The organism is Mesorhizobium sp. M0833, assembly GCF_040319905.1.
Lineage (GTDB): Bacteria > Pseudomonadota > Alphaproteobacteria > Rhizobiales > Rhizobiaceae > Mesorhizobium.
Genome location: NZ_JAMYOQ010000005.1, coordinates 19,631 through 40,650, shown reverse-complemented (window position 1 = coordinate 40,650; position 21,020 = coordinate 19,631). Strand labels below are relative to the sequence as shown.

At 63.8% G+C, this 21,020-nt stretch carries 20 protein-coding genes; 10 read left to right on the top strand and 10 right to left on the bottom strand.

What is annotated here, in order from left to right:
- Positions 1–21 precede the first annotated feature (21 nt).
- The 6 genes from NKH98_RS07660 to NKH98_RS07635 form a co-directional block, all read right to left on the bottom strand.
- A complete protein-coding gene (locus NKH98_RS07660) occupies positions 22–1,020 on the bottom strand; it encodes an ABC transporter ATP-binding protein (protein WP_352476910.1) in 999 nt (332 codons plus the stop codon).
- 15 nt (positions 1,021–1,035) lie between these two features.
- Positions 1,036–2,097, bottom strand: coding sequence for a Gfo/Idh/MocA family protein (locus NKH98_RS07655; RefSeq protein ID WP_352897495.1), 1,062 nt, complete (start codon positions 2,095–2,097; stop codon positions 1,036–1,038).
- The gene (locus NKH98_RS07650) at positions 2,094–2,933 is read right to left on the bottom strand and encodes a carbohydrate ABC transporter permease (protein WP_254815738.1); all 840 of its coding nucleotides are present in this window, start codon (positions 2,931–2,933) and stop codon (positions 2,094–2,096) included. The genes NKH98_RS07655 and NKH98_RS07650 overlap by 4 nt, the downstream gene beginning before the upstream one ends.
- Positions 2,934–2,941: 8 nt before the next feature.
- Positions 2,942–3,865: a carbohydrate ABC transporter permease gene (locus tag NKH98_RS07645; RefSeq protein ID WP_023718922.1), complete on the bottom strand. Its 924-nt coding sequence runs from the start codon at positions 3,863–3,865 to the stop codon at positions 2,942–2,944.
- 237 nt (positions 3,866–4,102) lie between these two features.
- Positions 4,103–5,362, bottom strand: coding sequence for an ABC transporter substrate-binding protein (locus NKH98_RS07640; RefSeq protein WP_352897493.1), 1,260 nt, complete (start codon positions 5,360–5,362; stop codon positions 4,103–4,105).
- Positions 5,363–5,364: 2 nt separating this feature from the next.
- Positions 5,365–6,324 carry an N-acetylmuramic acid 6-phosphate etherase gene (locus NKH98_RS07635; RefSeq protein WP_254815735.1) on the bottom strand — a complete coding sequence of 320 codons (960 nt, stop codon included), beginning with the start codon at positions 6,322–6,324 and terminating at the stop codon, positions 5,365–5,367.
- Between the two features lie 199 nt (positions 6,325–6,523).
- On the opposite strand from NKH98_RS07635, the gene NKH98_RS07630 reads away from it, so the two are divergent.
- The 4 genes from NKH98_RS07630 to nagA are packed head-to-tail and all read left to right on the top strand — an operon-like array spanning position 6,524 to position 10,387.
- Positions 6,524–7,405 carry a glucosamine kinase nucleotide-binding domain-containing protein gene (locus NKH98_RS07630; RefSeq protein WP_352476905.1) on the top strand — a complete coding sequence of 294 codons (882 nt, stop codon included), beginning with the start codon at positions 6,524–6,526 and terminating at the stop codon, positions 7,403–7,405.
- On the top strand, positions 7,402–8,184 hold the full coding sequence (locus tag NKH98_RS07625; RefSeq protein ID WP_352507073.1) for a GntR family transcriptional regulator: 783 nt from the start codon (positions 7,402–7,404) through the stop codon (positions 8,182–8,184). The genes NKH98_RS07630 and NKH98_RS07625 overlap by 4 nt, the downstream gene beginning before the upstream one ends.
- Entirely contained in the window at positions 8,181–9,212 is a 1,032-nt protein-coding gene (locus tag NKH98_RS07620) for an SIS domain-containing protein (RefSeq protein ID WP_352897491.1), read from the top strand. The genes NKH98_RS07625 and NKH98_RS07620 overlap by 4 nt, the downstream gene beginning before the upstream one ends.
- Complete coding sequence (gene nagA, locus NKH98_RS07615; protein WP_352897489.1) at positions 9,209–10,387, top strand: N-acetylglucosamine-6-phosphate deacetylase; 1,179 nt, start codon at positions 9,209–9,211, stop codon at positions 10,385–10,387. The genes NKH98_RS07620 and nagA overlap by 4 nt, the downstream gene beginning before the upstream one ends.
- On the opposite strand, the gene NKH98_RS07610 is transcribed toward nagA, so the two are convergent.
- Positions 10,384–11,907 carry a malonate--CoA ligase gene (locus tag NKH98_RS07610; RefSeq protein WP_352897487.1) on the bottom strand — a complete coding sequence of 508 codons (1,524 nt, stop codon included), beginning with the start codon at positions 11,905–11,907 and terminating at the stop codon, positions 10,384–10,386. The two genes, nagA and NKH98_RS07610, sit on opposite strands and share 4 nt — an antisense overlap.
- A gap of 39 nt (positions 11,908–11,946) precedes the next feature.
- Positions 11,947–12,624 carry a ribulose-phosphate 3-epimerase gene (gene rpe, locus NKH98_RS07605; RefSeq protein WP_352897485.1) on the bottom strand — a complete coding sequence of 226 codons (678 nt, stop codon included), beginning with the start codon at positions 12,622–12,624 and terminating at the stop codon, positions 11,947–11,949.
- Between the two features lie 489 nt (positions 12,625–13,113).
- Between rpe and dnaK the strand changes: the two genes are divergently transcribed.
- The 3 genes from dnaK to pmtA all read left to right on the top strand — a co-directional run bounded on the left by dnaK (position 13,114) and on the right by pmtA (position 17,090).
- Positions 13,114–15,030 carry a molecular chaperone DnaK gene (gene dnaK, locus NKH98_RS07600; RefSeq protein WP_023679851.1) on the top strand — a complete coding sequence of 639 codons (1,917 nt, stop codon included), beginning with the start codon at positions 13,114–13,116 and terminating at the stop codon, positions 15,028–15,030.
- Between the two features lie 212 nt (positions 15,031–15,242).
- Positions 15,243–16,379: a molecular chaperone DnaJ gene (gene dnaJ / locus NKH98_RS07595; protein ID WP_352897484.1), complete on the top strand. Its 1,137-nt coding sequence runs from the start codon at positions 15,243–15,245 to the stop codon at positions 16,377–16,379.
- A gap of 111 nt (positions 16,380–16,490) precedes the next feature.
- Complete coding sequence (pmtA, locus tag NKH98_RS07590) at positions 16,491–17,090, top strand: phospholipid N-methyltransferase PmtA (protein WP_352897482.1); 600 nt, start codon at positions 16,491–16,493, stop codon at positions 17,088–17,090.
- A 34-nt stretch (positions 17,091–17,124) separates the two neighbouring features.
- On the opposite strand, the gene NKH98_RS07585 is transcribed toward pmtA, so the two are convergent.
- Complete coding sequence (locus tag NKH98_RS07585) at positions 17,125–18,126, bottom strand: alpha/beta hydrolase (RefSeq protein WP_352897481.1); 1,002 nt, start codon at positions 18,124–18,126, stop codon at positions 17,125–17,127.
- Positions 18,127–18,248: 122 nt separating this feature from the next.
- Here NKH98_RS07585 and NKH98_RS07580 point away from each other — a divergent pair, with 122 nt between their 5' ends.
- The 3 genes from NKH98_RS07580 to NKH98_RS07570 are packed head-to-tail and all read left to right on the top strand — an operon-like array spanning position 18,249 to position 19,870.
- Positions 18,249–18,845, top strand: coding sequence for an NADPH-dependent FMN reductase (locus tag NKH98_RS07580; RefSeq protein ID WP_352507080.1), 597 nt, complete (start codon positions 18,249–18,251; stop codon positions 18,843–18,845).
- Entirely contained in the window at positions 18,842–19,555 is a 714-nt protein-coding gene (gene pyrF / locus NKH98_RS07575) for an orotidine-5'-phosphate decarboxylase (protein WP_352897479.1), read from the top strand. The genes NKH98_RS07580 and pyrF overlap by 4 nt, the downstream gene beginning before the upstream one ends.
- Before the next feature lie 27 nt (positions 19,556–19,582).
- Entirely contained in the window at positions 19,583–19,870 is a 288-nt protein-coding gene (locus NKH98_RS07570) for a DUF1330 domain-containing protein (protein WP_254815722.1), read from the top strand.
- Here the strand turns inward: NKH98_RS07570 and NKH98_RS07565 are convergent.
- Entirely contained in the window at positions 19,867–20,925 is a 1,059-nt protein-coding gene (locus NKH98_RS07565) for a D-alanine--D-alanine ligase family protein (protein ID WP_352897477.1), read from the bottom strand. The two genes, NKH98_RS07570 and NKH98_RS07565, sit on opposite strands and share 4 nt — an antisense overlap.
- Positions 20,926–21,020 lie beyond the last annotated feature (95 nt).

Below are 21,020 nucleotides of genomic sequence, written 5' to 3'. Positions count from 1 at the left end.
TGAGAGAAGGAAAAAGAGCAGCTACTTCAGCACCCTCCCATCGGCCCCAAACCGGTACGTCTTCGCCGGATCCGGCGTCGCGTAGAGCGTGGCGCCGGGTTCGGCGTTATAGACGCCAAAAATGCGCACGGTGATCAAGCCAGCCTTCTCGCAGTCGAGATAGAGATTGGTGTCGGCGCCAAGATGCTCGGCATGGACAACCGTGCCTTTCCAGGCACCGGATTTCGCATCGACGGTCAGGTGCTCGGGACGGACACCGATGGTCTTGGCCGTCTCGCCAAGCCTGGCCCCGTCGACGAAGTTCATCTTCGGTGAGCCGATGAAGCCGGCGACGAATTCATTTGCCGGCGAATTGTAAAGCTCCATCGGTCCGCCGATCTGCTCGATCTTTCCCGCGTTCAGCACGACGATCTTGTCGGCCAGTGTCATCGCCTCGACCTGGTCGTGGGTGACATAGATCATCGTGGCCTTCAGCCGACGGTGCAGCTGGGCGATCTCCAGCCTGGTGTTGACGCGCAGCGCGGCATCGAGGTTGGACAGCGGCTCGTCGAACAGAAAAAGCTTGGGCTCGCGCACCACGGCGCGGCCGATGGCGACGCGCTGGCGCTGACCGCCGGAAAGCTCGGCCGGCCGCCTCTCTAGGTAGGGCTCCAGCGACAGCATCGACGAGGCGATGCCGATGCGGCGGTCGATCTCGGCCGCCGGTGTGCCCGCCTGCTTGAGGCCGAGGCCCATGTTGTTCTTCACCGTCAGATGCGGATAGAGCGCATAGGTCTGGAACACCATGGCGATGCCGCGTTTGGCCGGCGGGGTGGCGGAGACGTCCGCCCCGTCGATCACCACGCGGCCCGAGGTCGAGTCCTCCAGCCCGGCTATGACCCTGAGCAGCGTCGACTTTCCGCAGCCGGATGGACCGACGAAGACGACGAACTCGCCATCCGTCACCTCGAGGTTGATGCCCTTCAGCACCTCTACCGGCCCGAAGGCCTTTTTGACATTCTCGATGTTCAGCGAGCCCACGGCTTCGTCCCTGTTCTAGAGTTTCACGGCGAGGCCGCTGCGTACGCTCTCGTCGGCGGCAAGGCAGACGGCGAGCGACTTCACCGCGTCGTCCATATGGCGGGTCAAGTCGAGATCCTCGCGGATCGCCTTGAGCACAAATGCCTGTTCGAGATCGCAGAGATCCTGATGGCCAGGCTCGCCCTCCATCGACAGCATCTCGTCCGGTTTGGCGAACTTGCCGTCCGCGCCGGTCGCCGCACTGTGCAGGCGGATGGTCGAGGTCTTGGTGTGGGTGTCGATGTCGTCGGACCTGACGCCCTCCTTCATGACGATCGACACGCAGCCATTGGGCGAGATCACGTCCTTCACGAAGAAGGCCGTCTCCGAGATCATCGGCCCCCAGCCGGCCTCGTACCAGCCGACCGAACCATCGTCGAACACCACCTGCAGGTGGCCGTAATTATACATCGTGGGCGCAATCTCGTCGGTCAGCCGCAGCCCCATGCCGCGCACCTGGACCGGCCTGGCGTCGGTGATCTGCAGCATCACGTCGAGATAATGCACGCCGCAATCGACGATCGGCGACGTCGTCTGCATCAGCTGCTTGTGCGTCTCCCAGCTATGGCCGGAGGATTGCTGGTTGAGGTTCATGCGGAACACGTAAGGGCCGCCGAGCTTCCGCGCCTCGGCGATCAGCCGGATCCAGGACGGGTGATGGCGCAGGATGTAGCCGATCACCAGTTTTTTGCCGTTGGCCTTGGCTGCCGCGACCACGCGCTCTGCATCGGCGACGGTGGTTGCCAGCGGCTTTTCGACGAAGACATGGCAGCCGGCCTCGAACGCCCTCACCGCATAGTCGGCATGGCTGTCGGAATAGGTGGCGATGCAGGCGACGTCAGGACTCTCGTCGCGCAACGCCTGGTCAAAGGAGCGCCTGATGCCATAACTGGCGAGCCCGGCCGGCAACGGCACGTCGGAGCGATTGACCAGCGCCGCGATCTCGAAGCCCGGATTGGTATGGTAGGCCAGCGCATGGCTGCGGCCCATATTGCCGAGACCGGCGACGACGACGCGCAGAGGTTGTTGCGAACTCACTTGACCGCTCCCGAAGTAATGCCGCGGATCAGCTGCCGCGAGAAGATGACGTAGAGGATCAGCACCGGCATGATCGCCAGCGACAGTGCCGCCAGAATGGCGTTCCAGTTGGTGACGAACTGGCCGAGGAACAGCTGGGCGCCGAGCGTCACTGTCTTGGTCTCCTCCGACGGCGCCAGGATCAGCGGGAACCACAGATCGTTCCAGATCGGGATCATGGTGAAGACCGCGACCGTCGCCATCGATGGGCGCACCAGCGGCAGCACCAGCCGGAAAAAGATGGTGTATTCGGACAGGCCGTCGATCCTGCCCGCATTCTTCAGATCGTCCGAGACCTGCTTCATAAATTCCGACAGGATGAAGACGGCAAGCGGCAGGCCCTGCGCCGTGTAGACCAGGATCAGCGCCGTCAGCGTGTTGACCAGCCCGCTCGCCACCATCAGCTGCAGGATGGCGACGGTGCCGAGGCGGATCGGGATCATGATGCCGAGCGCCAGATAGAGCCCCATCAGCGAATTGCCGCGGAAGCGGTATTCCGACAGCGCGAACGCAGCCATGGCGCCGAACAGAAGCACGAAGAACAGCGAGGCGACGGTGACGACAAGGCTGTTCTGGAAATAGTGGATGAAGTCGCCCTGGCCGATCACCGTGGCGTAGCCGATCAGGTCGAAGGTCCCTGGCGTCGGCGGCGTCAGCGGCGCGCCAAAAATCCCTGCGCGCGATTTGAACGAATTCATGATGACGAGGATGACCGGAAACAGCGCGATGGCGGTGTAGGTCAACAGGATCGCGTGGGCGCCAATGGTGCGGGGCAGCGAGCGGGTTGCCGTGCTCATGTCGCGCCTCAGAACTGGTAGCGACGCAAGCGCGTCTGCACGAGGAACAGATAGACGCAGACGCCGCCGAGGATGATGAGGAACATCATCGTGGCGATCGCAGCGCCCATGTTGGGATCGCCGACCTGCAGCTGGAAACCGAAGAAGGCGCGGTAGAGGAAGGTGCCGAGAATATCCGTTGAATAGTTCGGCCCGGCCAGCGCGCCTTGCGCGGTGTAGATCAGGTCGAAAGCGTTGAAATTGCCGACGAAGGTCAGGATCGAGATGATGCCGATCGACGGCAGGATGAGCGGCAGCTTGATCTTCCAGAACTGCGCCATCCCGGTGATGCCGTCGCATTCGGCCGCTTCGATCACCTCTTCGGGAATGGACAGCAGTGCCGCATAGATCAGCATCATCGGGATGCCGACGAACTGCCACACCGAGATCAGGCTGAGCGCGGTCAGCGCATATTGCGCCTTGCCGAGCCAGGGCGTGAACAGGCTTTTCAGGCCGACAAGGTCCATCATATGCGGCGCCACGCCCCATAGCGGCGACAGGATCAGCTTCCAGGCGAAGCCGACAATGACGAAGGACAGGATCGTCGGCACGAAGATCGCCGTGCGGTAGAAGGCGGAAAACCGCAGCCTGGGGCTGGACAGAAGTGCGGCCAAAAGGACGCCGATCGGGTTCTGCACCAGCATATGGATGATGAAGAACCAGACATTGTTCCTGAGTGCGTTCCAGAAATTGACCGACCAGTTGGGATCACCGAACAGCATGCGGAAATTTTCCAGTCCGACGAAGACCTGCGACTGATTGATGTTGCGGAACAAGGAAAGCTGCAGCGTGCCGGCCAGAGGCAGGATCATGATCGCCGTATAGACCAGCAACGCCGGCGCCAGGAAAACGCCGATATGCCAACGGAACGGTCTTTTCGGTGCTGCGGCCATGCGTTCGGTCCCCGCGGATCAGGTCTTGCAATTGCCGTCAAAGGGCGCGGCGCCTTCCCCTCCAAGGAAGGGTGCCTCGCGAAGCGAGGCGAGTGGGGTCGGCCGAGGCGGCCCGCCATCGTAGTTTCGACCGTGCTTTCCAGCAGCGATCAAGCCGCAGCCTGCCTCGACCAACCCTCTCTGTCGCCTTCGGCGACATCTCCCCCTCGAGGGGGGAGACAACGCTTCGCCACGCTCTTATTTCGCCGGCTTGTACCAGCTGTCGAGGCCGTCCTGCAGCTTCTTGGCGGCAGCTTCCGGCGTGTCGGTGCCGTTGATGACGTTGGCCGATTCAACCCACGTCTCGTTTTCGAGATTCGGCGTGCCGCGCGACAGGATCTGGTAGGTCGAGCGGATCGTCGACTTGCACTTGCCGCGCCAGGAGACGAATTCCTGGGCCAGCGGGTCTTCCATCTTCACCGGGGTGTTGTTCAGGCTGAAGAAGCCCGGCAGCGCGTTGGCGTAGATGGTGGCGAAATCCGGCGAGGCCACCCAGGACAGGAAGGTCTTGGCCGCGTCCGCGTTCTTCGAGGCCGCATTGAGGCCCATGCCGATGTCGGTGTGGTCGGAGATGTAGCAGGTGTCGCCGGCCTTCTGCACCGGCGGCGGGAAGGCGCCCATCTTGAACTGCGCCTGCGTGTTGAACAGGCCGATCTCCCACGAGCCGGCCGGGTAGATGGCGGCGCGGCCGAGCGTGAACAGGTTCTGGCTGTCCGGATAGGTCTGCGCCTCGAAGCCGTCGCCGAGATAGTCCTTCCACCTGGCCAGTTCGTTGAAGGGCTCGACCCACTGCGGATCAGTCAGCTTCTGCTCGCCCTTGATCAGCGCCAGGCGGCCTTCCTCGCCCTTCCAGTAGTTCGGGCCGATGTTCTGGTAGCCCATCGTCGCCGCTTCCCAGAGGTCCTTGGTGCCCATCGCCATCGGGATGTAGGTGCCGTCGGCCTTGATCTTGTCGAGCGCGGCGAAGAATTCGTCGCGCGTCTCCGGCACCTTGATGCCGAGCTTGTCGAAGGCGTCCTTGTTGTAGATGAAGCCATGGATGACGGAGGCCATCGGCACGCAGAAACTCGACTTGCCGTCGTCGGTCTGCCAGGCGGCCTTGGCGACGTCGGAGAAGTTCTCCATGCCGGGCAGGGTCGAGATGTCGGCGAGGTTGCCCTTCTTGAAGAGCTCCAGCGACTTGTCGAACGGGCGGCAGGTGATCAGGTCGCCGGCCGAGCCGGCGGCGAGCTTGGCGCCGAGGGCGGCGTCATATTCGGTTGGCGCCGACGGCGCGAACACCACCTTGATGCCCGGGTTCTTGGCTTCGAAGGCCGGGATCAGCTTGTCCTTCCAGATGGCAAGGTCGTCGCCGCGCCAGCTTTCGATGTTGAGCGTTACGTCGTCGGCATAAGCCACCCCGGCGGAGCCGAGAATGCTGGTGCCGAGAAGAAGTGCCGTCAGTAGCTTCGTTGTCATGCTCAGTCTCCCTGTTGACCTTTTTCAGGTTCGGTTTTGATGAGAACAGAGGCATTGCGCCCCTTGCTCCCCTCGATCGCGGAAAGGGCTGGCCGCAGCTTGTGGCCGGTCCCTTCCAGTATCTTCTCGGCCGCGTCGGCGCTGGTGGCGCCGGCGGCGAGCAGAATGGCGGTCTTGACGACGCCGCCGCTCTTTTCGAGCAGGCGCGCCGCCTCGTCCTTGTCGCGCCCGCTGACGGCGGCGACGATGCGTGCGGCGCGGTCGCGCAGCTTGATGTTGTCGGCCATGAGGTTGACCATGTAGCCGTCATGGACATGGCCGAGATGGATGGCGGCCAGCGTCGACAGCATGTTGAGCGCGATCTTCTGGGCGGTGCCGGCGCCCATGCGCGTCGAGCCGGCAATCAGCTCCGGCGGCGTTTCGAGCAGGATGGCGATGTCGGCCAGCCGCAGCAGCGGCGCATCCCTGTTGTTGGCGATGGCAATCGTCGCCGCACCGCGGCGCCTGGCTTCCTCGATCGCGCGGACAGCGTAAGGTGTCGAGCCGCTGGCCGAGACGGCGATCAGGCAATCGCTATTGCCGATGCCGGCGGCGGCGACCGCTGCCGAAGCTTCGTCAACGTCATCCTCAGGCCCGCCGGCCAGTGTCCTGAAAGCTTCGTCGCCGCCGGCGATCAGGATGGCGATGCGGTCGCGCTGGATACCGAAAGTGCCCGGCAGTTCCAGCGCATCGGCCAATGCCATCAGGCCCGAGCTGCCGGCGGCCGCATAGGCGAGCTTGCCGCCGCTTTTCAGCCGGGTTGCGATAATTTCGGCTGCCGCGGCAATGGCAGGAATGGCGCCGCGTACGGCCTTGGCGGCCTCGATCTGTGCGTTGGCCAAAGAGGAAAGGATGGCGTCCGGGGCCTGGATGTCCAGTCCCTCGGCATTGTGGTGAAGCGCTTCGGTGCGCGTTTCGGCCATCCGCTTTCCTCCAATCCAGAAAACAATACCAAAAAAATACCACTTGTCCACACGCATTAATGAAATCCCTGCGTCGGGATAGGACCGCAGACGAAATCCGCTGATTTCTCAACAAACTAGGCCTTAACTTTTTTGAAATGGAAATTAGCCCTTGGCTATTGGTATTTTATTGGTATTATCCGCCCCGAGGAGAAATCGCGTGAAATTCGTGCTCGGCATCGATGGCGGCGGCACCAGCTGCAGGGCGGCCCTTGCAACGGCCGACGGCAGCGTCCTCGGCCGCGCCAAAAGCGGCGCCGCCAACATCCGCACCGATCTCACCGGCGCCAGGACGAACATCGTCGACGCGGCGCAGCAGGCCTTTGTCGCCGCGGGCAGGGATCCCGCACTGATCCCGCAAACGCCGGCCGTTCTCGGCCTGGCCGGCGCCAATGTCGGCACCTATAGGCAGCAGCTCGAAGCGATCCTGCCGTTCCGCATCAGCCGTGTCGAGACCGACGCCGAAATCGCGCTGGAAGGTGCGGTCGGCTCCGGCGACGGCGCCATGGCCATCCTCGGCACCGGCACCGCCTATATGGCGCGCAGACAAGGCAAGTCGCGCGCCATCGGCGGCTGGGGGTTCCAGGTCGGCGACCAGGGCAGCGGCGCCCGCATCGGCCGCGACCTGCTTGAGCAGACGCTGCTCGCCTATGACGGCATCCGCGAAGGCTCGCCGCTGACGCAGGCCATGCTCGCCATCTTCCGCAACAATCCCGAGGATGTGGTCGAATTCACCACCAACGCCAAGCCCGGCGATTTCGGCGGCTTCGCGCCCAAGGTGTTCGAACACGCCGAAAAAGGCGACGTCGTCGCTATCTGGATCCTCGACAAGGCGGTCGCCGATGTCGAGGCAGCGCTTGGCGTACTCGACCTGGGCGGCGACGATCCGCTCTGCCTGCTCGGCGGGCTGGCGCCGCTTTACGCGCCGCGCCTGTCGGCCCGCTACCGGGCGCTGCTGAAACCGCCGCTCGACGACGCGCTGGGCGGCGCGGTGCAGATGGCGGTTCGGATTTTCGCAAACACGGCGGAGACAGCGCGATGAGCGAGGCCGCCGACCAGATATTCACGGCGCTGAAACAATCGTCGCAAAGCGGCGCGCCGCTCTATCTGCAGCTGAGGAAGAGCATCGAGGATGCGGTCAAACGCGGGCTGATCGGACCGGGCGATGCGCTGCCTTCCGAGCGCGACATCGCCAGCAAGGCCGACATTTCGCGCGTCACCGTGCGCAAGGCGGTGCAGGACCTGGTCAAGGGCGGCATCCTCGTCCAGCGCCATGGTTCCGGCACCTTCGTTGCGCCGCGCATGGAGCGCGTCGAGCAGTCGCTGTCGATGCTGACCTCGTTTACCGAAGACATGGCGCGGCGCGGCATGGCGGTGCGTTCAGCCTGGCTCGACCGCGGCCTCTATCCGCCGTCGCCCGACGAGATGATGGTGCTCGGCCTGGCATCGAACGAATTGGTGGCGCGCGTGGCGCGCCTGCGCATTGCCAACGACACGCCGCTGGCGATCGAGCGCGCCTCGCTATCAACAAGCGTGCTGCCCGATCCGGCGGCGATCGGTTCGTCGCTCTACGCGGCGCTGGAACAGACCGGCAACAGACCGGTGCGGGCGGTGCAGCGCATTTCCGCCACCAATCTCGGCGATGGCGATGCGCATCTGCTCGAAGTGCCGCCAGGCATTGCCGGGCTGCATATCGAGCGTATCTCCTATCTGGCGAGCGGCAAGGTGATCGAGTTCACCCGCTCCATCTACAGAGGCGACGCCTATGATTTTGTCGCCGAACTCCGGCTAAGCGGGCCGGGCGAAGAGGGCCGGTCATGAGCGCAACAATTACCCATATGCGGCGCGAGATCGACGAGATCCCGGAGGCCACCGCGCGCCTGCTCGACGGCTCGGCCGCGGTGCTGACCGAGGCCGGGCGCGACATTCGCGAGCGCGACCCGAATTTCGTCGTCACCGTGGCGCGCGGTTCGTCCGACCATGCCGCGACCTTCATGAAATATGCCGTGGAGCTGACCGCCGGGCTGGCGGTTGCATCGGTCGGCCCGTCGATCGCCTCGATCTATGGCGCCAAGCTGAAGCTGGGCGGCTCGGCCTGCCTGGCGATCTCGCAGTCCGGCAAGAGCCCGGACATCGTCGCAATGGCGCAGGCGGCGCGGGCCGGCGGGTCGCTGACCGTCGCCATCACCAACACTGCCGATTCGCCGCTCGCGCGAGCCTCGGATTACGCGATCGACATCCTGGCCGGACCGGAGCGCAGCGTTGCGGCGACGAAGACCTTCGTCAATTCGGCCGTCGCAGGGCTCGCCTTGATGGCGCATTGCACCGGCGACGACAAACTTCTGGCAGCACTTGCCCGCCTGCCGGAGCATTTTCGCAAGGCGATCGCGTGCGACTGGATGGCGCTGGCTGCGGCACTCGAGACGCCGAAATCGCTGTTCATCCTTGGCCGTGGCCCGTCGGCGGCGATCGCCAACGAGGCGGCGCTGAAATTCAAGGAAACCTGCGCCGTGCACGCGGAAGCCTATAGTGCCGCCGAGGTCATGCACGGCCCGCTGGCGCTGGTCGGCCCCGGCTTCCCGGTGCTGGCTCTGGCTGCTCGCGATGCGTCCGAACCGTCGGTGGCCGATGCCGCCGACAGCCTGGCCGGCAAGGGCGCCGCCGTCTTTGTGACGTCGAACAAGGCAAAGAGCGCACAGCCGCTGCCGCATGTCGCAACCGGTCATCCGCTGACCGATCCACTGACGCTGATCGTGTCGTTCTATGGTTTCGTCGAGGCTTTTGCCCGCCATCGCGGCCTCGACCCCGACACGCCGCCCAATCTGCGCAAGGTGACGGAAACCCTATGAGCGACCGTTTCGCCCTGACTGGCGCCCGGATTTTCGATGGCGACGACTGGCACGACAATGCGGCGCTTGTCGTGCGCGACGGCCTCGTCGAGGCCATCGTTGCCGCCGGCGCGATTCCATCAAATGTTGCGCGTATCGAGACCGGCGGCGGCATGCTGGCGCCTGGCTTCGTCGATCTGCAGGTCAACGGCGGCGGCGGCGTCATGCTCAACGACCATCCGGACGTTGCCTCGATCGAGACCATCTGCCGGGCGCACGCACCCTTCGGCACGACGGCGCTGTTGCCGACGCTGATCACCGACACGTCCGAGATCACCGCCGCCGCGGTTGCGGCCGGAGCCGAGGCGGCACGGAGGAAGATGCCAGGATTCCTGGGCCTGCATCTTGAAGGGCCGCATCTGTCGATCGCCCGCAAGGGCGCGCATGACCCGGCCCTGATCCGGCCGATGCTAGGCCCCGACCAGGCGATGCTGATCGCCGCACGGAAAAACCTGCCCGTGCTGCTGACGACGGTGGCGCCCGAATCCGTCGAGCCCGGCCAGGTGTCGGCACTTAGCAAAGCCGGCATTGTCGTCAGCATCGGCCATTCCGATACCGGCTATGCCACGGCTCGCGCCTTTGCCGAGGCCGGCGCAACGGTGGTCACCCATCTGCTCAACGCAATGAGCCAGATCGGCAATCGCGAGCCAGGGCTGGCTGGCGCGGCAATCGATACCGGCACATTCTATGCCGGCATCATCGCCGATGGTATCCATGTCGATCCGGCCACCATGGCCATCGCCTTGCGTGCCAAGCAGGGGCCGGGCAAGATCCTGCTCGTCACCGACGCCATGGCGACGATCGGCACAGATATGACCTCGTTCACGCTGAACGGCCGCACCATCCACCGCAAGGATGGCAGGCTGACACTTGCCGACGGCACGCTGGCAGGCGCGGATCTCGACATGATTTCCGCGGTGCGCTTCATGCACCGCGTCGTCGGTCTCGACCTCGACGAAGCCTTGCGCATGGCCTCGCTCTATCCGGCGCAAGCGATCGGCCAGTCGCACCGGCTCGGGCGTTTCGCCAAAGGCACCGACGCCAACATCGTTTCGCTGTCGGACGATCTGGACATTAAAAGCGTCTGGATCGACGGCGCCAAAGTTTTTGCAGCTAACGCTATCCCTCCGGCTTAGCCGGCTTTGGACGTATAGAGGTCCTTATAGGTCTCGCGCAGCAGGTTCTTCTGCACCTTGCCCATCGTGTTGCGCGGCAGTTCGTCGACGAAGACCACCCGTTTCGGATGCTTGTACCTGGCGAGGCGCCCGGCGATGGCCTCGATGATCCCCGCGGCGCTGATGGTCGAGCCCGGCGCCCGCACCACGACCGCGGTGACGCCTTCGCCGAAATCCGGATGGGCGACGCCGATGACAGCGCTTTCGGCAACACCAGGCAGCGCGTCGATCTCGCTCTCGACTTCCTTTGGATAGATATTGTAGCCGCCCGAAATGATCAGGTCCTTGCCGCGACCGACGATGTGGACATAGCCGTCGGCATCGATCAGCCCCAGATCGCCGGTGATGAAGAAACCATCGTCACGGAATTCGGCCCTGGTCTTTGCCGGCATGCGCCAGTAGCCGCAAAAGACGTTCGGGCCCTTGACCTCGATCATGCCGACCTCGCCCCGGGCAAATGTTTCGCCGCCGTCCGGATCGGCGATGCGCAGGGAGACGCCCGGCAACGGGAAGCCAACCGTGCCGGCTCGCCGCTCGCCCTCATACGGGTTCGACGTGTTCATGTTGGTCTCGGTCATGCCGTAGCGCTCGAGGATGGCGTGGCCGGTGCGCTCTCGCCAGGCTCTGTGCGTCTCGGCCAAAAGCGGCGCCGATCCGGAAATGAACAAGCGGATGTTTTTCGCCGCTTGCCGGTTCAAACCGTCCTGCTGCAGCAGGCGGACGTAGAAGGTCGGCACGCCCATCAGGACGGTGGCGCGCGGCAGCAGCGAGACGATGCGGGCCGGGTCAAATTTGGTTTCGAACAGCATCGAGGCGCCGGCCATCAGGACGACGTTGGTGGCGACGAAAAGGCCATGCGTGTGGAAAACCGGCAGCGCGTGAACCAGCACGTCTGCGGCAGTGAAGCGCCAGAGGTCGACGAGCACCCGCGCATTCGAGGCGAGGTTTTCGTGGCTGAGCATGGCGCCCTTCGAACGGCCGGTTGTGCCGGACGTGTAGAGGATCGCAGCAAGGTCGTCCGGTCCGCGCGCCACATCGTGGAAGTCCACGGCCGCCTCAGAGGCGCGATCGGTCAACGAACCCTCGCCCTTGCTGCCGAGTGTCTCGACCGCAGCGCCCGAGGCCTGCGCCAAGGCGCCGATTTCGCTCGCTCGCGCCGGGTCGCAGACGACCAGCCGCGGCTCGGCATCCCTGAAGAAATAGTCGAGCTCGGTCAGCGTGTAGGCGGTGTTGAGCGGCAGGAAGATCGCGCCGGCACGCAGGCAGGCGAGGTAGAGGAAAATGGCCTGCGGGCTCTTCTCGACCTGAACGGCGACGCGGTCGCCGGCTTCGACGCCCAGCCGCGACAGCGCATGCGCCAGTTGAGCGGAGCGCGCCAGCATATCGCCATAGCTGATCGAGCGCCCGTCCTCTGCCTCCATCAAAAGGCGTCCGGGCGCGGGCATCCGGGCACGGAAAGCATCAAACAGATGGTTGCTCATGTTTACCCCGAGCGGCTGACTCCAGCCGGACGGCGGCGGTCAGCCGGCCGCCTTGTCCGCCGCTATCCTGATTGCCTCGATGTTTGCCCGGTAGGCTTCGACGCTGCCGCCCTTGAAGATGGCCGCACCGGCGACCAGCACGCTGGCGCCGGCGGCAGTGACCAGGGGCGCAGTGTCGGGCGAGATGCCGCCGTCGATCTCGATCCTGATCGGCCTGCCGCCGATCAGCGCCTTCACCCGCTTCACCTTGTCGACGATCGCCGGAATGAAGGCCTGGCCGCCGAACCCCGGATTGACCGTCATGATCAGGATCAGATCAAGCCGGTCAAGCACGTATTCGATCATCGTCTCCGGTGTCGCGGGGTTGAGTGACACACCGGCCTTTTTGCCAAGGTTTTTGATCGTTTGCAGCGACCGGTCGAGATGTGGTCCGGCTTCGGCGTGCACCGTGATGCCGTCGCAGCCGGCGTCGGCGAAGGCGGCCAGATAAGGATCGGCCGGGGCGATCATCAGATGGCAGTCGAAGAAGGCCTTGGTGCGGTTGCGGATCGCCTTGATCACCGGCGGCCCGAAGGTGATGTTCGGGACGAAATGCCCGTCCATGACGTCGAGGTGGATCCAGTCGGCGCCGGCGGCGGCCACCGCCTCGACCTCGTCGCCGAGCTTCGAGAAATCGGAAGCCAGCACGGATGGCGCAATCAGGGTTTTTTGAGCCATGTCCGCTTCCCGTTGTTGAGCCCGCCTTCGCCGTAATCGTCTCAACGCCGCTTGTCGACAGGAATCCGGCGTCGATATCGCATCTGTGCAGAAGGAGAGAAGCGGTGGCGAGCCACTTCTCTCCTGTGCTGTTCCCTGAGACCATGGAGCCTCTGGATCTGTGGTCATGGGGCTTTCCTTTCCGGGGCCGCACCGCGCGGCACCTGAGCGTCTGTCGCGGGGCGAGGCGGAAAGGTTCATGGGCCGGGGCCGGGCCGGCTGGATCACCGCCGGAAAATACCGGCCTGCCGGTCCCGGATCCGATCAACCGCGATGAATGGTGAACGCCTTGCGCAGAATGCTTGCGCGCCACGCGGCCTGTTCTTATATACGCGCCAAGCCGTCCAGCGCCGAATGCCGGTTGCCGGAGCGGAATTTCTTGTGAACAGGGGCTTTCATCGGAACGCCTGTACGGGTCCTGAGAGCCTGCTTAGCGGAGAGATTAGAACAATGGCAAAAGTAATCGGTATCGATCTGGGAACAACCAACTCCTGTGTCGCCATCATGGATGGCAAGGAATCCAAGGTCATCGAGAATGCGGAAGGCGCCCGCACGACCCCTTCCATCGTCGCCATCAACAGCGACGGCGAGCGCCTCGTCGGCCAGCCGGCCAAGCGCCAGGCGGTCACCAATCCTGAAAACACCATTTTCGCGGTCAAGCGCCTGATCGGCCGCCGCTACGACGATCCGGTGACGGAGAAGGACAAGAAGCTTGTCCCCTACAAGATCGTCAAGGGCGACAATGGCGATGCCTGGGTCGAGGCCGGCGGCAAGAAGCAGTCGCCCAGCCAGATCTCGGCGATGATCCTGCAGAAGATGAAGGAAACGGCGGAGGCCTATCTCGGCGAGAAGGTCGAGAAGGCGGTCATCACCGTTCCGGCCTATTTCAACGACGCCCAGCGCCAGGCGACCAAGGATGCCGGCAAGATCGCCGGCCTCGAAGTGCTGCGCATCATCAACGAGCCGACGGCGGCCGCACTTGCCTATGGACTGGACAAGAAGGAAGGCAAGACGATTGCCGTCTATGACCTTGGCGGCGGCACGTTCGACATTTCGGTGCTCGAAATCGGCGACGGCGTGTTCGAGGTGAAGTCGACCAATGGCGACACCTTCCTCGGCGGCGAGGATTTCGACATGCGCCTGGTCGAATATCTGGCGGCCGAGTTCAAGAAGGAACAGGGCATCGACCTGCGGAACGACAAGCTCGCCCTGCAGCGCCTCAAGGAAGCGGCTGAAAAGGCCAAGATCGAGCTGTCGTCCACCACGCAGACCGAAATCAACCTGCCCTTCATCACCGCCGATGCCACCGGCCCCAAGCACCTGACGCTGAAGCTGACGCGGGCGAAGTTCGAGAGCCTGGTCGAGGATCTCGTCCAGCGCACGATCGATCCCTGCAAGGCGGCGCTTAAGGATGCCGGCCTGAAGGCCGGCGAAATCGACGAAGTCGTCCTGGTCGGCGGCATGACCCGCATGCCCAAGATCCAGGAGATCGTGAAGCAGTTCTTCGGCAAGGAGCCGCACAAGGGCGTCAACCCGGATGAAGTCGTCGCATTGGGCGCCGCCATCCAGGCCGGCGTGCTGCAGGGCGACGTCAAGGACGTGCTGTTGCTCGACGTGACGCCGCTGTCGCTCGGCATCGAGACGCTGGGCGGCGTGTTCACGCGGCTGATCGAACGCAACACGACGATCCCGACGAAGAAGAGCCAGGTGTTCTCCACGGCCGAGGATTCACAGTCGGCGGTGACCATCCGCGTCTTCCAGGGCGAGCGTGAAATGGCCGCCGACAACAAGGCGCTCGGCCAGTTCGATCTGGTCGGCATCCCGCCTGCGCCGCGCGGCGTGCCGCAGATCGAGGTCACCTTCGACATCGACGCCAACGGCATCGTCAACGTCTCGGCCAAGGACAAGGGCACCGGCAAGGAGCACCAGATCCGCATCCAGGCGTCTGGCGGCCTTTCGGACGCCGACATCGAGAAGATGGTCAAGGACGCCGAGGCCAATGCCGAAGCGGACAAGAAACGGCGCGCGCTGGTCGAGGCCCGCAACCAGGCCGAGGCGCTGGTGCATTCCTCGGAGAAGTCGCTGAAGGAATATGGCGAGAAGGTTTCCGAGGCCGACCGCACGGCGATTGCCGATGCGATCGCGGCATTGAAGACCGCTGCCGAAGGCGACGATGTGACCGAGATCGAGGCCAAGACGCAGACGCTCGCCGAAGTCTCGATGAAACTCGGCCAGGCCATGTACGAGGCTTCGCAGAAGGAAGCCGCCGAGGCCGACGCCAAGGCTGACGCCGCCAAGGACAGCGACGTCGTCGATGCCGATTTCGAGGAAATCGACGAGGACGACGAGAAGAAGAAGTCGGCCTGAACCGCCTGACGGTAAAGGTAAGCAAAAAGCCCGGCGCGCAGCCGGGCTTTTTTGCAACCCTTTGCCAGAAAAACGCGGAGCTCCCCGAAAAAATGCGGACAAAGCCTCGTAGACACTGGCATCGCGGCTCCATCACACCTAAATCGGAACAGCGTGCCGGCAAACGACGCAACGATGCTTCAAGACGTTGACTATCCGGACTGCGGGAAAACATGAAAGCTGATTTTTACGAAACGCTGGGCGTGCAAAAGGGCGCCGACGAGAAGGAGCTCAAGAGCGCTTTCCGCAAGTTGGCCATGCAGTTCCATCCCGACCGCAACCCAGGCGACCATTCCTGCGAGCACAAGTTCAAGGAAATCAACGAAGCCTACGAAACGCTGAAGGACCCGCAAAAGCGTGCCGCCTATGATCGCTTCGGCCACGCGGCCTTCGAGCACGGCGGCATGAATGGCGGGGCGCAGGGCTTTGGCGCCGGCGGCTTCGCCGACATTTTCGAAGACATTTTCGGCGACATGATGGGCGGGCGCCAGCGCCGCTCGTCCGGCGGCCGCGAGCGCGGCGCCGACCTGCGCTACAATATGGAAATCACGCTGGAGGAGGCATTTTCCGGCAAGACCGCGCAGATTCGCGTGCCGGCCTCGATCTCCTGCTCGGAATGCTCCGGCAGCGGCGCCAAGCCCGGCACCCAGCCCGTCACCTGTTCGATGTGCAACGGCCACGGCAAGGTGCGCGCCACGCAAGGCTTCTTCTCGATCGAGCGCACCTGCCCGCAATGCCAGGGGCGCGGCCAGACCATCAAGGATCCGTGCCCGAAATGCGCCGGCCAGGGCCGTGTCACCGAGGAGCGCTCGCTGTCGGTAAACATCCCTGCCGGCATCGAGGACGGCACCCGCATCCGGCTGGCCAATGAGGGCGAGGCCGGCCTACGCGGCGGCCCGTCCGGCGATCTCTACATCTTCCTCGCGGTCAAGCCGCACGAATTCTTCCAGCGCGACGGCGCCGATCTTTATTGCAAGGTGCCGATCTCGATGACAACGGCAGCGCTTGGCGGCTCGTTCGAGGTGACGACACTGGACGGTACCCAGACGAAGGTGAAGGTGCCGGAAGGCACCCAGAACGGTCGCCAGTTCCGCCTCAAGGGCAAGGGCATGCCGGTGCTGCGCCAGCCCAATATTGGCGACCTCTACATCCAGACCGTGGTTGAGACGCCGCAGAACCTTTCGCGCCGCCAGCGCGAATTGCTGGAAGAATTCGAGCAGCTTTCCTCAAAGGACAATTCGCCTCAGTCGAGCGGATTTTTCGCCCGCATGAAGGACTTTTTCGAAACGTTCGGCGAGCACCGAAGCTGATCCCTGGAAAACGCTTCCCGAGCGTCATCAACACCTTATCCGGGGATTCGCCTTGTCTTGCACCTCGTAGCTGTTAAGTAGCATGCAAGGGAGCGTTGAGGAGGACTTTCGATGACGCGTAGTCCCGGACTGCGAAAGACGCTGGCGGAAAAGTTCGACGACGAGTTGAAGTTCTTCAAGGGCTGGATCGACAAGCCGAAGGCGGTCGGTTCGATCGTCCCGACCAGTTCCGTCACCGCCCGCAAGATGGCCTCGATCGTCAATCCGAAATCCGGCCTGCCGGTGCTCGAGGTCGGGCCCGGCACAGGCGTCATCACGCGCGCCATTCTTGCGCAGGGCATAAAGCCTGAAAATCTCTACGCGGTCGAATATTCCACTGATTTCGTGCGCCATCTGCGTCAGCTTTATCCAGGCGTCAACGTCATCGAGGGCGACGCCTTCAATCTCGACGCGACGCTTGGCGACAAGCGCGACCTGATCTTCGATTCGGTGATATCGGGCGTGCCGCTGCTCAATTTTCCGGTCGCCCAGCGCATCGCCTATGTCGAGAGCCTGCTCGACCGTATCCCGGCGGGCCGGCCGATCGTGCAACTGACTTACGGGCCGCTGTCGCCGATCCCGCCCGGCCGCGGCGACTATACGGTCGAGCATTTCCATTTCGTCATCCGCAACATTCCGCCGACGCAGCTTTGGATCTACCGGCGCGGCTGAACGCACGCCAAACGTCTGGATGCCGGCAAGCCGGTCATTGCGGCTGGTTGGCCAATCGGTCCAGGAATGCCGTCAGCCTTTCGAACGCCTGCTCTCCCGCCTTGCCGTCGAGATCGAACTGATATTCATGCGGCAGGGCCGGACTGTAGTCGTCTAGAAAGAACAGCGTGTCGACCGCGACGCTTTGCGCCGTGATCGCGCGCGCGATCAGACGCGACTGCGGCGCCAGCGGATCGGCATTGCCGACCGAGACGAATGCCGGCGGAAATTGCGGCGTCAGGTGCCTGTCGACTGAAAATTCGGCAATGCGCGGGTCATCGTCCAGCCGCTTCACGCCGAGATACGACCACATGACGGTCCTGTTGAAGCCGGCGAAAGGCCCTTCGGGCGAGATCATCGCGGGATCGTAAATGCCGCAGAACAGTGCAACGCCTTTCAGTTGCGCGCGCTCTATGCCCGGATCGACGTCCATCATGGCGGCATAGGCGGGATTGCTGATCGTGGCAGCCAGTTGAGCGACGATCTGCGAGCCGGCGGAGTCGCCGGCGAGAAAAAGTCTGTTGCGATCGATGCGGTAGCGGCCGGCATTGCCGGAAAGAAAGGCAAGCGCCTTGTTGGCCTGGAGGACTGGCGTCGGATAGCGGGCGCCGGGGGCGACGGAATAGCCGACCGAGACAGTGACGTAGCCCCGACCGGCCAGTATTTTCATGTATGCCGAGATGTCGGCCTTGTTTCCGGCAACGAAGCCGCCGCCATGCACCCAGACCACCGTAGGCAACGCCTTTGCCTGAGCGTCCACGGGAAAGAAGACGTCAAGGGTCTCGTCGGGGTCCTCGCCATAGCGCTCGTCGCGCAGTTCGCCGACATTGGCGGGCACGTGCTTTTCAAGCGCGCGGTTCTTTGCCACTGCATCCTTGTGAAAAGCGTAACGGATCAGAAGGACCGAAGGCCACGGGCTGAGGACGAAAGCGGCGTAGCCGGCGGCAGCAGCCACCGCGAGAGCGACAAGACCATAGCCTACCCATTTCAATCCCACGAGGTCCGCCCTATCCGCTGGCGCCGGTCGCCAAAGCGGCCAGCGCTAAATGCGTGCCGCAATCTCGGCTATTGATTCATCCCACGCATCGCCTATAGCTGCCGCCACAGCAAGGGATTGCGATGCCGATCATCCCGAAAATTCTCGTCGTCGCCGGTTCGGTGCGCAGCGGCGCCTATAGCGGCAGGACTGCCGACGTGGCGCAGAAGGAACTTGCCATGCAGGGCGCGGAGGTGACCCGCATCTCGCTCGCCGACTATCCGTTGCCGATCCTCGACCAGGATCTGGAAAAGGACGAAGGCATTCCCGAAAACGCCGTCAGGCTCGGCCGGATGATCGCCGCCCATGACGGCCTGCTGATCGCGACACCCGAATATAACGGCTCCATTCCGCCGCTGCTCAAGAACACCATCGACTGGGTGAGCCAACTGCGCAAGGATGGGGGCCGGACGTTCAGGCCGCTTGCCGGCAAGGTCGCCGGCCTCTGCTCGTCTTCCAGCGGACCCTTTGCAGGGATACGCTGCATCAACCATCTGCGCGCCGTGCTGGTGCGCTGCCGGATGGAGGTGGTGACACCGGAGTGTTCGGTGCCGGAGGGCGGTAGCGCCTTCGACGACGAAGGCAACTTCCGGGACGAAAGACTACGCCAATCGATGGAGCACCTATGCCGAACGCTGATCGAAACCTCGCGCATGCTGTCGACGCGGATCGAGGCATGATCCCGGACGCCGCGCGTGCCGACACAATTCAGGAAAGGCTGATCGTCGGCCTCGACCTGCCGACGCTGAGGGAAGCCGAGAAGGCGGTGCGCGAGCTCGACGGGATCGTCTCCTTCTACAAGATCGGCTACCAGCTCGCCTTTGCCGGCGGGCTCGACTTCGCCCGCGAGCTGGCCAGCGGCGGCACCAGGATCTTTCTCGACATGAAGCTGCTCGACATCGATAACACCGTTGCCAAGGGGGTCGACAACATCGTCAGGATGGGCATGAGCATGCTGACCATCCACGCCTATCCGAAGACGATGAAGGCGGCGGTCGAGGCTGCCAGGGGCAGCGACCTTTGCCTGCTCGGGGTTACCGTGCTGACCTCGATGGACGAGCAAGACGTGATCGACGCCGGCTATGAATATGACCCGCATACGCTGGTGCTGAGGCGCTCCGAGCAGGCGCTGCATGCCGGCATGGGCGGCATCGTCTGTTCGGCCGAGGAAGCGGAGGCGGTACGCCGCATCGTCGGCCCCGATCTGGCGGTAGTGACGCCGGGAATCCGACCGAAGGGCAGCGACCATGGCGACCAGAAACGCGTGGTGACGCCGGCGCAGGCGATCCGCAACGGCTCCAGTCATCTCGTCGTTGGCCGGCCGATCGTCGGCGCCACCGACAGGCGGGGGGCGGCGGAAGCCATTCTCGATGAAATGCGCTCGGCCTGATGCCAGGAATTAACCCGGAGAAATACCATGCCCAAGGGATACTGGATCGCTCGCGTCGATGTGCGCGATGCGGAAGGCTACAAAGACTATGTCGCAGCCGCCAAGCTGGCCTTCGACCGCTTCGGTGCCAAGTTCCTGGCGCGCGGCGGCGCGCATGAGAAGGCAGAGGGACCGGGCCGCGACCGCAACGTGATCATCGAGTTTCCGTCGCTTGCGGTGGCGCATGACTGCTACCACTCGCCCGAATACCAGCGCGCCGTCGCGATCCGCCAGAAGGTGGCCGATGGCGAAATCGTCCTGGTCGAGGGGATTTAGGCGCGAAGCCGGTTCGCCGCTGCCTCCGCCATCGCATCGGCGAGGCTCAGGCCCCATTGCTTGCGACAGTAATCGCGAAAATCGAAGCAAGGCAGGCCCGGGCAGACCTCGAACTCGATGAGATGCACGCTGTCGTCGGCTTCGACCCGGAAGTCGATGGAAAAGACGTCGCGCAGGCCAAGCCCGACCATCAGGCTTTCGGCGATGCGACGGATTCTTGCATCGGCTCGAGGCTGGCTGGCGTCAACGGGAAGCAGCAACGGCTCAGCGTAATTTCCTGTGGCTTTGGCCGCTTCGCCGGTATTGCCGTAAAGCGCCAAGCTGTCCTGCATGGTTTGGAAATCGCCGCCCGAATCGACAAAGGCGACGCCGAGCGCCTCAATGCCGGTATCCGGCTTCAGGCCGAGAAAGCTGGCCCGCACATTGCGTCCGGCGACATAGGGCTGGACGACGACATCGTCGCTATAGGCGGCGAATACCCGCCGGCTAAGCTTCAGCGCATGGCCGAGATCGTGACAGCGCGAATCCGGCCAGATGCCGATCTTGGCGCCGAGCCGGTTCGGCTTGACGAACCAGCCGGCGGGCGAGGCCGGCGGCGCGACCAGCCACGCGCCGTCACGGGCAAGGCCCGCCTGCGGCACCGGCAGGCCAAGCGCGCCGAGCACGGCGCCGGACCGGAACTTGTCTTGGCAGAGCGCGAACAACGCATCGTCGGCGCCGATCGCCTTCAGGCCGTTCAGCCGTGCCAGAGCCGGTGCTGCGCCGCCACGGAAGTAGGCAATGCCATCGGTCAGCGTCCAGACAAGCGAGGTCTTCGGAACTTCGCCGGCGAGAACGCTTGCGGCGTCGTCGAGCGCCACCGGCGCAAACGACAAGTCGCGCGTTTGGCAAGCGCCGGCAAGTGCGTCGAATTCAGCAGCGATGTCGGTCGATTGCGCCAGATAGGAGGCGATTTCGGCGGCACGCTCCGGCACGTGGTTATCGGCGACCAGCCGATCGAAGCAGGCCTTTTCCGGCTCGTAGACAAGGATCAGCTTCGGCTTGCGGCTTGACATGACTGAACGATTTCCCGGCAGCACGATTGCTAGAGCAATTCCAGGAAAAGTGTGAAACGGTTTTCCGTCCGGAATTGCTTCAAAACAAAGAGATA

Excerpts from the sequence above, each read along its gene's own strand:
- NKH98_RS07650 (WP_254815738.1), bottom strand. The coding sequence starts at position 2,933 with ATGAGCACGGCAACCCGCTCGCTGCCCCGCACCATTGGCGCCCACGCG.
- NKH98_RS07645 (WP_023718922.1), bottom strand. The coding sequence starts at position 3,865 with ATGGCCGCAGCACCGAAAAGACCGTTCCGTTGGCATATCGGCGTTTTC.
- NKH98_RS07640 (WP_352897493.1), bottom strand. The coding sequence starts at position 5,362 with ATGACAACGAAGCTACTGACGGCACTTCTTCTCGGCACCAGCATTCTC.
- NKH98_RS07635 (WP_254815735.1), bottom strand. The coding sequence starts at position 6,324 with ATGGCCGAAACGCGCACCGAAGCGCTTCACCACAATGCCGAGGGACTG.
- NKH98_RS07625 (WP_352507073.1), top strand. The coding sequence starts at position 7,402 with ATGAGCGAGGCCGCCGACCAGATATTCACGGCGCTGAAACAATCGTCG.
- NKH98_RS07620 (WP_352897491.1), top strand. The coding sequence starts at position 8,181 with ATGAGCGCAACAATTACCCATATGCGGCGCGAGATCGACGAGATCCCG.
- nagA (WP_352897489.1), top strand. The coding sequence starts at position 9,209 with ATGAGCGACCGTTTCGCCCTGACTGGCGCCCGGATTTTCGATGGCGAC.
- NKH98_RS07610 (WP_352897487.1), bottom strand. The coding sequence starts at position 11,907 with ATGAGCAACCATCTGTTTGATGCTTTCCGTGCCCGGATGCCCGCGCCC.
- rpe (WP_352897485.1), bottom strand. The coding sequence starts at position 12,624 with ATGGCTCAAAAAACCCTGATTGCGCCATCCGTGCTGGCTTCCGATTTC.
- dnaK (WP_023679851.1), top strand. The coding sequence starts at position 13,114 with ATGGCAAAAGTAATCGGTATCGATCTGGGAACAACCAACTCCTGTGTC.
- dnaJ (WP_352897484.1), top strand. The coding sequence starts at position 15,243 with ATGAAAGCTGATTTTTACGAAACGCTGGGCGTGCAAAAGGGCGCCGAC.
- pmtA (WP_352897482.1), top strand. The coding sequence starts at position 16,491 with ATGACGCGTAGTCCCGGACTGCGAAAGACGCTGGCGGAAAAGTTCGAC.
- NKH98_RS07580 (WP_352507080.1), top strand. The coding sequence starts at position 18,249 with ATGCCGATCATCCCGAAAATTCTCGTCGTCGCCGGTTCGGTGCGCAGC.
- pyrF (WP_352897479.1), top strand. The coding sequence starts at position 18,842 with ATGATCCCGGACGCCGCGCGTGCCGACACAATTCAGGAAAGGCTGATC.
- NKH98_RS07570 (WP_254815722.1), top strand. The coding sequence starts at position 19,583 with ATGCCCAAGGGATACTGGATCGCTCGCGTCGATGTGCGCGATGCGGAA.
- NKH98_RS07565 (WP_352897477.1), bottom strand. The coding sequence starts at position 20,925 with ATGTCAAGCCGCAAGCCGAAGCTGATCCTTGTCTACGAGCCGGAAAAG.